The organism is Priestia sp. ABM2_011, from assembly GCF_056158845.1.
The window spans coordinates 340,459-354,220 of sequence record NZ_JBSWUB010000001.1 but is presented as its reverse complement, the minus strand read 5'-3'; the positions used below and the strand labels follow the sequence as shown (position 1 = coordinate 354,220).

At 38.9% G+C, this 13,762-nt stretch carries 16 protein-coding genes and 1 pseudogene; 7 read left to right on the top strand and 10 right to left on the bottom strand.

Annotated features, from left to right (window positions below):
• Positions 1–16: 16 nt before the first annotated feature.
• Positions 17–843 (bottom strand): annotated as a pseudogene (gene speE, locus ACXAE4_RS01930) (spermidine synthase).
• 266 nt (positions 844–1,109) lie between these two features.
• Here speE and ACXAE4_RS01925 point away from each other — a divergent pair.
• A complete protein-coding gene (locus tag ACXAE4_RS01925; protein ID WP_028411961.1) occupies positions 1,110–3,176 on the top strand; it encodes a transglycosylase domain-containing protein in 2,067 nt (688 codons plus the stop codon).
• Positions 3,177–3,214: 38 nt separating this feature from the next.
• Here the strand turns inward: ACXAE4_RS01925 and ACXAE4_RS01920 are convergent, their stop codons facing one another.
• Complete coding sequence (locus ACXAE4_RS01920; RefSeq protein WP_013085495.1) at positions 3,215–3,727, bottom strand: YwhD family protein; 513 nt, start codon at positions 3,725–3,727, stop codon at positions 3,215–3,217.
• A 16-nt stretch (positions 3,728–3,743) separates the two neighbouring features.
• Positions 3,744–4,391, bottom strand: coding sequence for a site-2 protease family protein (locus ACXAE4_RS01915; protein ID WP_028411960.1), 648 nt, complete (start codon positions 4,389–4,391; stop codon positions 3,744–3,746).
• Between the two features lie 273 nt (positions 4,392–4,664).
• Here ACXAE4_RS01915 and ACXAE4_RS01910 point away from each other — a divergent pair, with 273 nt between their 5' ends.
• Positions 4,665–4,850: a 2-hydroxymuconate tautomerase gene (locus tag ACXAE4_RS01910; RefSeq protein ID WP_013085497.1), complete on the top strand. Its 186-nt coding sequence runs from the start codon at positions 4,665–4,667 to the stop codon at positions 4,848–4,850.
• 46 nt (positions 4,851–4,896) lie between these two features.
• Here ACXAE4_RS01910 and ACXAE4_RS01905 read toward each other — a convergent pair whose 3' ends face one another.
• The 3 genes from ACXAE4_RS01905 to ACXAE4_RS01895 form a co-directional block, all read right to left on the bottom strand.
• Entirely contained in the window at positions 4,897–5,406 is a 510-nt protein-coding gene (locus ACXAE4_RS01905; RefSeq protein WP_013085498.1) for a YwgA family protein, read from the bottom strand.
• Between the two features lie 23 nt (positions 5,407–5,429).
• Positions 5,430–6,737: an HD domain-containing protein gene (locus ACXAE4_RS01900; RefSeq protein ID WP_013059849.1), complete on the bottom strand. Its 1,308-nt coding sequence runs from the start codon at positions 6,735–6,737 to the stop codon at positions 5,430–5,432.
• Positions 6,738–6,930: 193 nt separating this feature from the next.
• Entirely contained in the window at positions 6,931–7,155 is a 225-nt protein-coding gene (locus ACXAE4_RS01895) for a YuzB family protein (protein ID WP_013059850.1), read from the bottom strand.
• 201 nt (positions 7,156–7,356) lie between these two features.
• Between ACXAE4_RS01895 and ACXAE4_RS01890 the strand changes: the two genes are divergently transcribed.
• Both ACXAE4_RS01890 and lipL read left to right on the top strand, forming a co-directional pair.
• On the top strand, positions 7,357–8,031 hold the full coding sequence (locus ACXAE4_RS01890; RefSeq protein ID WP_033580385.1) for an RsfA family transcriptional regulator: 675 nt from the start codon (positions 7,357–7,359) through the stop codon (positions 8,029–8,031).
• A 128-nt stretch (positions 8,032–8,159) separates the two neighbouring features.
• Positions 8,160–9,011, top strand: a complete 852-nt coding sequence (gene lipL, locus ACXAE4_RS01885) for an octanoyl-[GcvH]:protein N-octanoyltransferase (protein WP_028411958.1) — start codon at positions 8,160–8,162, stop codon at positions 9,009–9,011.
• A gap of 31 nt (positions 9,012–9,042) precedes the next feature.
• On the opposite strand, the gene pta is transcribed toward lipL, so the two are convergent.
• A complete protein-coding gene (pta, locus tag ACXAE4_RS01880; protein WP_013059853.1) occupies positions 9,043–10,014 on the bottom strand; it encodes a phosphate acetyltransferase in 972 nt (323 codons plus the stop codon).
• A gap of 276 nt (positions 10,015–10,290) precedes the next feature.
• Between pta and hemQ the strand changes: the two genes are divergently transcribed.
• The 3 genes from hemQ to gerQ all read left to right on the top strand — a co-directional run bounded on the left by hemQ (position 10,291) and on the right by gerQ (position 12,122).
• The gene (gene hemQ, locus ACXAE4_RS01875) at positions 10,291–11,034 is read left to right on the top strand and encodes a hydrogen peroxide-dependent heme synthase (RefSeq protein ID WP_013059854.1); all 744 of its coding nucleotides are present in this window, start codon (positions 10,291–10,293) and stop codon (positions 11,032–11,034) included.
• A 156-nt stretch (positions 11,035–11,190) separates the two neighbouring features.
• Positions 11,191–11,613: a cell wall hydrolase gene (locus ACXAE4_RS01870; RefSeq protein ID WP_016765947.1), complete on the top strand. Its 423-nt coding sequence runs from the start codon at positions 11,191–11,193 to the stop codon at positions 11,611–11,613.
• A 26-nt stretch (positions 11,614–11,639) separates the two neighbouring features.
• Positions 11,640–12,122 (top strand): spore coat protein GerQ, encoded by a 483-nt coding sequence (gene gerQ, locus ACXAE4_RS01865; protein WP_028411957.1) that lies wholly within the window; start codon positions 11,640–11,642, stop codon positions 12,120–12,122.
• 24 nt (positions 12,123–12,146) lie between these two features.
• Here gerQ and ACXAE4_RS01860 read toward each other — a convergent pair whose 3' ends face one another.
• The 3 genes from ACXAE4_RS01860 to ACXAE4_RS01850 all read right to left on the bottom strand — a co-directional run bounded on the left by ACXAE4_RS01860 (position 12,147) and on the right by ACXAE4_RS01850 (position 13,629).
• Positions 12,147–12,518, bottom strand: coding sequence for a DUF423 domain-containing protein (locus ACXAE4_RS01860; RefSeq protein WP_013059856.1), 372 nt, complete (start codon positions 12,516–12,518; stop codon positions 12,147–12,149).
• Positions 12,519–12,533: 15 nt separating this feature from the next.
• A complete protein-coding gene (locus ACXAE4_RS01855) occupies positions 12,534–12,851 on the bottom strand; it encodes a YwdI family protein (protein ID WP_028411956.1) in 318 nt (105 codons plus the stop codon).
• Between the two features lie 103 nt (positions 12,852–12,954).
• Positions 12,955–13,629 (bottom strand): uracil-DNA glycosylase, encoded by a 675-nt coding sequence (locus ACXAE4_RS01850; RefSeq protein ID WP_028411955.1) that lies wholly within the window; start codon positions 13,627–13,629, stop codon positions 12,955–12,957.
• Between the last annotated feature and the right edge of the window lie 133 nt (positions 13,630–13,762).

Sequence of the window (13,762 nt, the reverse complement as noted above, 5' to 3'; positions counted from 1 at the left end):
ACTTGTATGTGATAACTTATTTAATAAGATCTTGCACAAATTTAGGTAAGGCAAATGCCGCTTTGTGCAATTCTTTTGTGTAATATTTTGTATCAATATCAAAGAAACGATCTTCGCTTACTTCCAATGGATCATGTTTCTTTGAGCCCATTGTAAATGTCCATAAACCGCTTGGGTATGTTGGAATATTTGCTACGTATAGACGTGTAATCGGGAAGATTTCTCTTACATCACGCTGAACATTTGAGATAAGTTCTGGCGTGAACCAAGGGTTGTCCGATTGAGCAACAAAGATACCATCTTCTTTAAGTGCTTTTGAGATACCTGCATAGAATCCTTTTGTAAATAAATTCACAGCTGGACCTACTGGCTCTGTTGAATCCACTAAAATGACATCGTATTCGTTCTCGCTTTTAGCGATGTGCATAAATCCGTCATCTACTTGTACATCAACACGAGGATCTCTAGTTTACCCGCAATTGAAGGTAAGAATTTTTTTGAGTACTCAATAACTTTTCCATCGATATCAACTAACGTCGCTTTTTTTACGCTTGGGTGTTTTAAGATTTCACGGATTACGCCTCCGTCTCCTCCACCTACAACTAGTACGTTTTCTGGATTTGGATGCGTAAATAACGGTACATGTGCAACCATTTCATGATAAACGAACTCATCTTTTTCTGTTGTCATAACCATACCGTCAAGTAGGAGCATGTTACCAAACTCTTCTGTTTCAACCATGTCTAATTTTTGAAACTCCGTTTGCTCTGTATGTAAAGTGCGATTAATTTTAGCTGTAATACCAAAGTTCTTTGTTTGCTTTTCTGTGAACCATAATTCCATTTCAAAATCTTCCCTTCTATTTTGAGAATTAACCTATGCATAGATTACCCTAACATAATTTATACAAACATGAAAAAAGTATAGATGAATTCAGCAAAAAAGCAAGTAAAATTTTTAGCAATGGAGGTTTAAAACCTCCTTTTCTATTTCATACTGATGATAGATACAAGCTTTAGAATCTACTTGCACCGCTCTTTTAATAGAATTTTGTTGTGTTGAAAGCAACATGTATGGTGCATAGTGACACATATTGGTGGTGAATAGAAATGGAAACGGTATTAACCGAACATTTAAAAAAGGCAAGACGCATCTTCCGAATTCTTCTCGTCCTTGGTATATTAGCGGGGGCTTTATTGTTGTTTGCCTACATAAGCATCTTTCTCTACGCCAAAATCGCTGGCCCCCCTCCGCTAAACGTTTCTCAAACAGCTGTTTTCTACTCAGCAAACGGTAAAGTTCTTGATGAAGTTCACAATGGACAAAAGCGCTACTGGGTTTCACTTAATCAAATTTCACCTTACGTAAAAGATGCGACTTTAGCCGTTGAAGATAAGCGCTTCTATGAGCATCACGGCTTTGATATGCATCGAATCGCCGGAGCAATTGTAGCTGATATAAAAGCTATGGGAAAAGTACAAGGTGCGAGTACTATTACTCAGCAGTATGCACGAAACTTGTTTTTAGAGCACGACAAAACGTGGACTCGAAAGCTTCAAGAAGCTCTGTATACGATTCGGTTAGAAATGAATTATAGCAAAGACCAAATTCTAGAAGGCTACATGAATACGATTTACTACGGCCATGGAGCTTATGGAATTGAAGCGGCAGCTAGGCTGTACTTTGATAAGCACGCCAAAAATTTGACGTTAAGTGAAGCGAGTATGTTAGCCGGTATTCCAAAAGGCCCTAGCTACTACTCTCCTCTTATTCATCAGGAAAATGCAAAAAAACGACAAAATATCATTTTATCTCTCATGAAAGAGGATGGAATTATTACGTCGAAGCAAGCAACAAAAGCGCTGGTAACTCCCCTAGCATTTTCAAAGCCTGCTGAAAAAGATCCTAACAAAGAAGACGCTTCTTACTTTATGGATGCAGCGCTAGCAGAATTAAAGCAAGATTTAGGCATTGATGAAACCATGATTTATACAAATGGACTTCGCGTTTATACAACGCTGGATGAAAAGATGCAGCGAACGGCAGAAGAAAAAATGAAAGATGTTATCAGCAGCTCTTCAGACGTACAAAGTGCATTTGTTGCGATGAATCCTAAAAATGGACAAGTGAAAGCTCTTATTGGTGGAAGAGATTATGAAAAGAGCCCGTTTAACCGCGCTACTCAAGCAGTAAGACAGCCTGGCTCAACGATGAAGCCATTTTTATACTATGCGGCATTAAAAGATGGTTTTACTGAATCCACTCCAATGAAAAGTGAAGAAACGACGTTCAAATTAGAAGATGGTGTTTCGACATACACGCCTAGTAACTATCACAATTATTATGCAGATGCGCCTATTACAATGGCTCAAGCCATCGCACTTTCAGACAATATTTATGCGGTCAAAACGCATTTGTTCATTGGGGAAAATCGCTTGATCGAAACCGCTAAAACACTTGGTATATCATCACCTTTAAAGAAAGTTCCATCTTTAGCTCTTGGAACTTCACCTGTCAAAGTCATTGATATGGTTAATGCGTACGGCATCTTTGCTAATGGCGGAAAAGAAATTCGTCCAACATTTATTAAACGAATTGAAACCCATGACGGAGAAGTTGTTTATCAAGCTCCTTCTGAACGGAAACAAGTCATTGATAGACGCTATGCTTTTCTTACTACCCATTTAATGACAGGCATGTTTAATCAAAAGCTAAATGGCTATACAACCGTCACAGGAAAGCCTATTTCTAAATATGTATCTCGTCCTTACGCGGGAAAATCCGGCACAACCTCTACGGATAGCTGGATGATTGGCTACTCTCCTCAGCTCGTTTCAGGCGTTTGGGTTGGATATGATCAAGGAAGGACAATGGATGATGTAGCTGAAAAAGGATACGCAAAAAAAATGTGGGCGCTATTTATGGAAGATGCTTTAAAAGGGAAGAAAAAAGAAAAGTTTAAAGCACCAAACGGATTAATGAGCGTCAACATTAATCCTCAAAATGGAAAGTTAGCATCGAAATCATGTCCTGTTCAATATAAAGCTTATTATTTAACTGGAACACAGCCTAAAACATATTGTACTGATCACATCGATCATGCAGCAAAAACGAAGAAAAAAGAGCGTGAAACAGAAGGTAAAAAATTTCACTGGTTCCCAAAATGGTTTGATTAAAAAAAGCTTAAGGCCTTGGCCTTAAGCTTTTTTTAGCATTACGATGTTTGAAGCGCTTCTTTTAAGTCATCATTAGATAACGTCCAGATTTCTTCATTATGAGACTTCAAAAACTCACGAAGCAAAGCCTTAGACTTGTTATCCATTTCTTCTACCATAATGCGTCGTTTTAAGGATTTATCCATTTTGTTTACATGTTCAGGAAGTGACTTATAGCCGCGGCGAATTTCACGATCAACGGTCATTTCACATGCTGTCATACCTGCGTAGTAAGGTCCTTCTTGCTTGCGATCAATCGTTACCCATACAAGCCAATATAACTTGCCGTTTGGCACCTCGTCTTTATTCGGTAAGAACTTAATTCCTTTTTCTACTACACTTCTGGCATGCATCGCACCAATATCGACAAATACTTCTTCATCGCTTGGGCAAACAAAAACCGGTGAAATGTTTTCTAAACTTAACGCTCCAACCCCGTAGCCGCCGTGGCCGTCGGTTGAATCGTCTTTTATGATATTAAATCCTATACTTTTCTTTTTTGGCTGAGTCATAGTAAGCCTCCTCTATTTAGTAAATCAGTGGTGCTAATATCTGCTGAAAGATATTCATCACAAACGTTGCTGCTCCGTTTAGAAGCGGCCAGATTACAATTCGATCCAGAGGTGTAATCACAAGAATCAAAAATACAAAAATACCCCAAGACTCATACTGCGTCATTTTGGCTCGCGTAGACGGCGGAACGAGATCTTCAATCACGCGGTAGCCGTCTAAAGGCGGAAAAGGCAACAAGTTAAATACACCTAGTGTTAGGTTTATTTGAATAAATAATGTAAAAAAACGATAAAGCGCATCGTTGTCCACTGCGGCATTGTTCATCAAATAGTAAATAAGCAAGCCGATAAATGCCAACAACAAGTTGCTAAACGGTCCCGCTATCGATACTAGAATACCAGCTAAACGAGGCTTTTTAAAGAAATAGCGATTAACAGGAACCGGCTTCGCCCATCCAAAACCTGCGATAATTAACAAAAGCGTTCCAAATGGATCTAAATGTGCCAGCGGAGAAAGCGTTAGCCTTCCTTGCTTTTTAGCCGTGTGGTCTCCAAATAAATAAGCTACATACGCATGTGCAAACTCATGCAGTGTGAATGCAACAATAAGGGTCATCACCACGTAAGGAAGGTCTTGCAATGAAAAAGCTAAAAAATGTTCCACTCTTTATCTCCTTTATTTTAAAATAATTTCTACACATCATATCTACTAAATAAACCGTTTGCTTACGAAGAAGGATACAAGGCTTCTTGAACATGGCCTCAAAGGTCTCAAAAACCAGACATGGGCTCCCTATGGCCCCACCTGGTTTTTAGCATCGATGTTATGATAAAAAGTATACTACAGATTATGACCTGCATCACTACCTCATACTGTCATTTTATTCAGAAAACGGGTACACTAATCATATACTGACCAAAAAGGAGTGTACACATTATGCCAGTTGTAACTGTTAAGATGCTTGAGGGCCGTACAGATGATCAAAAAAGAGCTCTTGTTGAAAAAGTAACGGATGCTGTTGTAGAAACAACAGGTGCATCACCTGAAAAAGTATCCATTATCATCGAAGAAATGTCTAAAAACCATTACGCTGTAGCGGGCAAGCGCATGAGCGATCAATAACGCCTACATAAAAAAAATGCCATAGGAGTTGACCTATGGCATCTTTTTAATGTACAGACAGAGTTGCCTGAAGTTTTTCAATATATTCGTATGCTTCTGCAATGTCTTCTTCTGTATAGTTTTGCTTACGCTTTAACGTAAACACTTTTTCTTTTACTTCTTCTTTAGGTAAGTTATCAAAATATAAAATCGTAGAGACGAGCTCCAAAAATTTAGAGCTTTGCTCGTTCATATCCTTCATACATTCCTGCAAGTGAGGAAGCTCTAAGTCATAGTGACTTAAAAATCCTTCTCCCGCTTCTGTTAATACGTAACGATACTGCATATACCCGCCTTTTTTCTCTTTAATTTCACTTAAAAAGCCCAAGTTACACAGCTCCTCAATTCGAAGCGTTAATTCCTCAGAATAAGGTCCAAAAAAGTGAAAATTATACTTTTCATAAAAAGGAAACTTCAGTTTTTTTCCGATAAATATCATCTTTTGTAACTTTTTTCTGCCAACAACTTCTCCCGCCGCGGAAAATACTTTCACAATCTTTGCGTGATCGTTTAACACAGCCCCTTCAACTCCTATACTATTTAACTCTGATCTCCTTTTAGTAAGTTTATAATCTGATCTTTAACTTTTCGCTTAGACGACAATTGATCAATGAGATCTTGTGGAAAATATAATTTATGATCGGTTCTCTTTTTCCCTGAAATTGCTTCAACAATCTCCGACTGACGTGATAATTCACGCACTTCATTATTTGGCATCAACAGATGAATCGGCAAACGTTCTTCCTCTTCACCCGGTCGATAAAAATCGTATGGTAGGTCGCTTGAAGAATCGACGACTAAATAATAATCTGGGTTAATGCCCGCTTTTTTAAAAAGTGTTGTAAGCTCCATCCACATTTTCATTTGTGAATTTGGATTAAACTCAATGTATTTAAAAAGCTGACGATTCATAAATCTTCGGCATAGATCAGATAAAATTTCATCCTCTTCTTCTTCCCATGCTTGAAAATAAAATAAAATAACAGATTCATCTAATTTCAAATACTCTTTTAGCGATATTTCTTCTTCAAAAATCGAATAAAAATGAGTGGGCTCCTGCTTGAACTCATAGTAATGATGATGGAGCTCTTTCGCGCGATGTAAAATTTTTGTCAAAATAACTTCAGCACTTCTCGTAACAGGATGAAAATACACTTGCCAGTACATTTGGTAGCGGCTCATAATATAATCTTCAACCGCATGCATACCGCTGTGTTTAATCACGGCTTGGTCTTCCCGAGGACGCATAACACGAAGAATTCGTTCCATATCAAAGTGACCGTAGCTTACTCCTGTGTAATACGCATCACGCTGCAAATAATCCATGCGATCTGCATCAATTTGACTGGAAATTAAACTAACGACAAGCTTATTTTCATATGTTTTCGCGATTACTTCGGCCACTTTTTTAGGAAAATCCTTTCCCACTTTCGTCAACACTTGATTTACCTCCGTGTCACCTACGATAATGGCTTGTGTAAATTCTTCATGATCTAAGTGGAAAACCTTCTCAAATGAATGTGAAAACGGACCGTGACCTAAATCGTGCAGTAAAGCAGCACAAAGACAAAGAAGACGCTCATCTTCATTCCATTCAGGGCGTCCTTGAAAACCGTCATCAATAATACGGCGCACAATTTCATAAACACCTAAGGAATGACTAAAACGGCTGTGCTCAGCCCCATGAAACGTTAAGTATGTCGTTCCTAGCTGTCTAATACGACGCAGCCTTTGAAATTCGGCTGTCCCAATTAGCTCCCAAATAACACGATCTCTTACATGGATATAGCGGTGAACAGGATCTTTAAATACTTTTTCTTCACTGAGTTTTTCATTAGGATATGTCATTTACATACCTCTCTATCTTCACTTTGTTGTTGCTATAATTTTTCGACACTCACTTCCTATTTTCCTATTCAGAATAAAAAATCACCTTGTCAAGCAACCAAGGTGATTTACCTAACAAACAAGGCGATTCTGTTTGTAAGAAGCTCGTTCGACAAATAAGTAGCAGAAAAGCAGCTATTTATTGTTTCACTATCTATTTTTTTACTTTTTTTTCAATCTTCTCGATTAATTCGTCCTCTGTTGGCGCTGCTACAGGACGGTTATTTACAAATGCAAATGACTTTTTACGTCCGGGTCCACAGTAAGACTGGCAACCGATTTGTACTTCAGCTTGTTCATCTATTTTTTTAAGTCGAGGTAACAACGTTTTGACGTTTGTTGCCTGACAATCATCACAAATTCTAAATTCATTTGCCATGTTGACACAATCCTTTCAAAATTGGTTCATCATTTTGTCTAAGGGGTATTTTACCCCTATTTGAAGTCCGATGCAAGTTAAAGAAGGAAGCAAAATCTATCATACTCCTAGAAGAAATGGTATAAAGTATGGATTTTTTGTACATGATGATACTACAAAACATGATTACTATGAGTCATGGAAAATAGAGGAGTGAACAAAGTGAAAGATAGACAAGATGCTTGGACAGAAGAAAACGACTTATTATTAGCTGAAACAGTATTGCGCCATGTCCGCGAAGGAAGTACGCAGTTGAATGCGTTTGAAGAAGTTGGAGATGAATTAAATCGAACTTCAGCAGCATGTGGATTCAGATGGAATGCTGTTGTACGCCATCAGTATGAAAAAGCACTGCAGCTAGCTAAAAAACAGCGAAAACAGCGTATGCGTGCACTTGGACAAGAGCAAGGCAAAAAGAAATTATTATATACGCCACCAGCATCTGTAGAGCATGTGGAACAAATGATGTCTGCGCCTACAGCAACATATAGCTTACCTGAAACACACGTAGAAAGAAGCAGCAGTGAGGAGCTTTCAATGGCTGATGTTATTCGCTTCTTGCAAACAATGCCAAATCAAGCGAGCAATTTACAAGCATTGCAAAGCGAAAACAAACGCTTGATGCAAGAAAATGCAGAGTTAGCTAAGAAAAACACAGAGTTGGAAAAACAAATTAAACATCTCGAAGCTAATGCTACTACTATTCAAGAAGACTATGAAACATTAATGCAAATCATGAACCGTGCGCGAAAGTTAGCTCTATTTGATGAAGAAGAGCGTTCTTCTACTACGTTTAAAATGGATCGTAACGGAAATCTTGAGAAAATGGCTGAATAAGCTACACGAACGAAGAAAGAGGGATGTCAAACTTGGCTCTGCTTTCTTCTTTTTCTATTTTACAGACAATGACCTGACGCCTTTATGCTATAATATGTTCGTTTACTGTTTATAAAGGGGTTTGAGATATGCAGCAGAATAGTTTGAAACTTTTAGCACAGCCCGCTTGGCGTATTATTGATCAATCCAGTCTAGGTCCTCATTTTGATGCCCGTCATTCTTTTGCCATCGATGACACGCTTTGTACAACCGTTGGAAGAGGTGAATCTCCAGCTGTCATGCGCTCATGGGTGCATCACGATACGATTGTATTAGGCATTCAAGATACAAAGCTCCCTCACCTGGCTGAAGGTGCAGCTTATTTACATGAACAAGGGTATAAAACAATCGTCCGCAATTCAGGCGGCCTCGCTGTCGTACTTGATCAAGATGTTCTAAACATTTCTTTAATTTTTCCAGATGCAGAAAAAGGAATTGATATTGATCGTGGCTATGAAGCCATGTTTGATTTGATTAAGGCCATGTTTGCATCTTACGGTACCGCAATTGAAGCGAAGGAAATCGTAGGATCCTATTGTCCCGGCAGCTTTGATTTGAGCATTCGCAATCAAAAATTTGCAGGCATTTCACAGCGACGCGTTCGCGGCGGTGTGGCCGTACAAATTTACTTATGCGTTAACGGAAGCGGCTCTAAACGCGCTTCTCTCATTCAAGAGTTTTACAAAAAAGGGCTCCAAAACACAGAAACTAAATTTTCATACCCAGATATCGAGCCTCATACAATGGCTTCTCTATCTGAACTATTACAGATTGATTTAACCGTTTCTGATGTCATGCTGCTTTTATTGCAAACACTGAATAGCATGAGCTCTTCTCTTGTAAATATGCCTTTAAATGCTACCGAACAAATGCTGTTTGAGACGCAGCTGCAGCGCATGTATGACCGCAATGAAAAAGCGTTGGGTTCATTAGCCGAATAAAAAAACTCCGCCCTAGGACGGAGTTTTTTTATTAAAGTGCTTGAGCAGCTGTGATTAAAGCAAGCTTGTACACATCTTCTTCGTTACAACCGCGAGATAGATCGTTTACCGGTTTGTTTAGACCTTGTAAGATTGGACCTACTGCTTCGAAGTTTCCTAAGCGCTGTGCAATTTTGTAACCAATGTTACCTGCTTCAAGGCTTGGGAATACAAATACGTTTGCATCTCCTTTGATCACTGAACCTGGTGCTTTCTTTTCAGCTACAGAAGGAACAAATGCTGCGTCGAATTGGAATTCGCCGTCTAATGTTACGCTTGGTGCTAATTCTTTTGCAATTTCTACTGCGTTTGCTACCTTTTCTGTTTCCGGAGATTTTGCTGATCCTTTTGTTGAGAAGCTTAGCATAGCAACACGAGGATCGATATCGAACATTTCAGCTGTACGAGCACTTTCGATAGCAATTTCAGCTAAATCTTGGCTGTCAGGTGAAATATTAATTGCACAGTCAGCAAATACGTATTTTTGATCGCCGCGAACCATGATAAATACGCCAGATGTTTTCTTAACACCTTGTCTTGTTTTGATAATTTGTAGAGCAGGTCGCACCGTGTCTGCTGTAGAATGAGCAGCTCCGCTTACAAGACCGTCAGCTTTGTTCATATGAACAAGCATTGTGCCAAAATAATTTTCATCTAATAAAATTTTGCGAGCATCTTCTTCTGTTGCTTTGCCTTTACGACGCTCAACAAATGCTGCCACCATTTCATCAAATTCAGAGTAGCTTTGAGGATCTAAAACCTCAACACCGTCTAATTTTACGTTTAATTCTGCTGCTTTTGATGCTACCGCGTCTTTATTTCCAACAACGATAGGCTTTAAGATATTGTCGGCAGCTAAACGAGAAACAGCACCTAATACGCGCTCATCTAATCCCTCTGGGAATACGATTGATACATCGCTAGCTGATACTTTTTGTTTTAAACCTGTAAATAAATCACTCAAAGTAAATCCTCCTCGATATGTAAAAAACTTTTCTCATAATAGGATACTCCACTTTTTTTAAAAATCAAAGGCATGTCCTTCAAGAATCCATGATTACGAAAAAGTCTTTTAATTCTTAATTTTCCGCTAACACTCAAAATAAAACCTGTTTTTACTTTGCAACAATTGTTTAAAGTTTAGTCACAAAATCACAGGTTTTTCATTCCAGTTCTTCGGACAAACTATGATATAGTAGAATTGGAATTTATCATAATCGGACAATAGGAGTGAAACGAAATGGCAGAAGCAGCACAAACATTAGACGGTTGGTATGCACTTCATGATTTCCGTTCAATCGATTGGGGCGCTTGGAAGCAGTTATCAAGCGACGATCGCCAAGCGGCCATCCATGAATTTTTAGGTTTGATTGAGAAATGGAAAGGAACTGAAGCTGAAAAGCAAGGCAGTCATGCTTTATATACCATTGTCGGCCAAAAAGCAGATTTTATGCTAATGCTTGTTCGTCCTACTATGGAAGAACTAAATGAAATTGAAACAGAATTTAACAAAACAAAGCTTGCTGAGTTTACCATTCCTACTTATTCATATGTATCAGTAGTTGAATTAAGCAACTACTTACCTGCTGGGGAGGATCCTTATGAAAATCCTCAAATCCAAGCTAGACTATATCCAACTTTACCAAAAGCTAGTCACGTTTGCTTTTATCCAATGGATAAACGTCGTCAAGGAAATGACAATTGGTACATGCTTCCTATGGAAGAACGACGCAGCTTAATGCGCAGCCACGGAATGATTGGACGTCAATACGCTGGAAAAGTAAAGCAAATCATTACGGGTTCTGTTGGGTTTGATGATTATGAGTGGGGCGTTACTCTTTTTGCAGATGACGTTCTTCAATTTAAAAAATTAGTATACGAAATGCGTTTTGACGAAGTAAGTGCTCGCTACGGGGAATTTGGCAGCTTCTTTGTCGGAAATTTATTAAAAGAAGAAGCTATTGCACGCTTTTTACACGTTTAAACTAAGCTGCAAAAGCGTTCATCTCTTTTATAAAATTTAGTATATAAAAAACCTGTTTCCACTTGGAAACAGGTTTTTTTATTTTCTACCCATGGCATATTCGCATCTACAGGACCATATATATACAACAGTGTCACAAGTAAGCGAGGTGGGATAATGGCAGTCGTTGCACACAACGAAGAAGATGTTAAGCTCCTAGCCAGACTCATTCGAGCTGAAGCTGAAAGTGAAGGAAAACAAGGGATGTTACTGGTAGGAAATGTAGGCGTGAACCGCGCTAAAGCTCCCTGTTTGGATTTTAGAAATATAAGAACCATTCGTCAGATGGTATTTCAAAACCCAGGCGGATTTGAAGCAACTCAAAAAGGCTACTTTTATCAGCGTGCCCGCCAGTCTGAAATTACACTTGCACGACGTGTATTAAGAGGGGAACGTTTTAACCCCGCGGAAAACTCACTGTGGTTTTTCAAGCCCAGCGGCGACTGTCCTGCTCAATGGTATAACCAAAATAACACAGGACGATTTAAATCTCACTGTTTCTTTGCACCAACTCAAGCTGATTGTCCAGGAGTTTACTAATTTCTTTTTGTTTGAAGGAGGTTCCTATGAAAAAACCAAAGTCTAATCAACCGCAACAGCAATATATGCAAAATCCGTATATGAGTCCAAACTACCCTTATTATATGCCTCAGCCGCAGCAGCCCCAGCCAGGCGGCCAGCCGCAGGTTCAAGGGCAAAGCCAAGGAGGGCCACCCCCTACCTCTTCTGGAGGCAGTGGTGCCCCGCAAGACCCAAATCAACTGCCTATTGAAGAATCATATATTGAAAATATTTTACGTTTAAATCGAGGAAAAATAGCGACTGTATATATGACGTTTGAAAATAATACGCAGTGGAACGCGAAGGTCTTTAGAGGTATTATTGAAGCGGCCGGACGCGATCATATCATTTTAAGCGATCCACAGACTGGAACGCGCTATGTACTGCTTATGGTTTATCTTGATTACATTACCTTCGATGAAGAAATTAAATACAATTATCCATTTGGCGGTGGAGGCCAACAGTTGAGCAATTATTCTCCGCGTTAAAAAAACCCCTTTTCAGGGGTTTTTTTATAGCCATTTTACAGCTGCAACAACAATTAAAATCCAGGCTACAATAAAAGCAACTCCACCTAGGGGAGTAATCGCGCCAAGAACTTTAATACCGGACGTACTTAATACATAGAGACTGCCTGAAAACAGCACAATCCCTGCAAACATAATCCAGCCCGAAGCTGTTAACAAAGAAGACTGAGGAAATTTGCTTAATAAAAACGCAATAACGAACAGCCCCATTGCATGGAACATTTGGTACTGCACTCCTGTTTTCCATACCTCTAAATACTTCTCTGAGATTTTCCCTTCTAACCCGTGTGCTCCAAAGGCACCAAGAGCAACCGCTAACATCGCATTGATTGCACCGATTATTAAAAATAGTTTCATGTTTTTCTCCTCACTTTAGAAATCAAACAAACTATCGCCGTTTGCATCATCTGATTTCAATTTCGTTCCTTCAAAATTAGGTTTGGATGACTGAATAATCTGTTGCTGCATAATCTCAGGCGATTGCATAATTTCCGGTGAAGACATGACAACAGGTTTTGAAACCGAGACAGGTTTCGATGCTGAAACCTCTTCATTTTGATCTAATGCAAGCTCACACAGTGCTTTGATAGCAACCAATTGATCTCGAACGTTCCCACTATTCGAATGGTGCTTCGCTTTTTGTACTTCTGCACTAATTTTATCAAGGAGCTGCGCCATTTTTATATCCATGTAGACACCTCATCTTACATTCAATATGACTTTATACAGCTATTTTATCAAAAGATGAAATAGGAGGCTATGTCTGAAGCTAATCTTCATGAAATGCTCACTTTTACACATCATCAATTTGCCAATCGATGGATTGACGTCCGTGTTGGAGCAAAAACTCATTTGCTCGTTGAAAATGATTATTGCCAAAAAAGCCTCGATTAGCTGAAAATGGGCTAGGATGCGGGCTTTCCAAAATTAAATGGTGTGAATGATGAATGAGCTCTTTTTTAGCTTGTGCATGTTTGCCCCACAGCAAAAACACGACCGGCTCCTCTTTTTGTGCCACTAATTCAATAATGCGGTCCGTCAGCTGTTCCCATCCTTTTCCTTTGTGAGAATTCGCTTCCCCTCTTCTAACCGTCAAAACAGTGTTAAGCAAAAGAACACCTTGTTCTGCCCATTTGACTAAATAACCGTTATTCGGAATGTGATAGTCCATTTCATTTTTCAGCTCTTTGTAAATATTCACTAAAGAAGGCGGTGTTTTGACTCCTGGTTGAACAGAGAAGCTCAGTCCATGCGCTTGATTTGGTCCATGATAAGGATCTTGTCCCAATATGACAACTTTTACATTTTTATAATCCGTATAGTGTAAAGCGTTAAAAATATCATATTTATCAGGATAAATGGTGTGGTGATTATATTCATCCACTAAAAATTCTCGAAGCTGTATGTAATAGTCTTTTTGAAATTCTTCTTCTAATAAAGGAGCCCAGTCATTTTTTAAAATACTCATTGCTTATCACCTCATAATAATCTTTTTTGTTATTTTATCGTAAACTCTGCCGCCTGCTCAAACGTTGCCTGCTTTAAATACGCTGAGAGCCTGGGCATATTTTAATATTGTCATGTTCAATGAAACTTTGTAT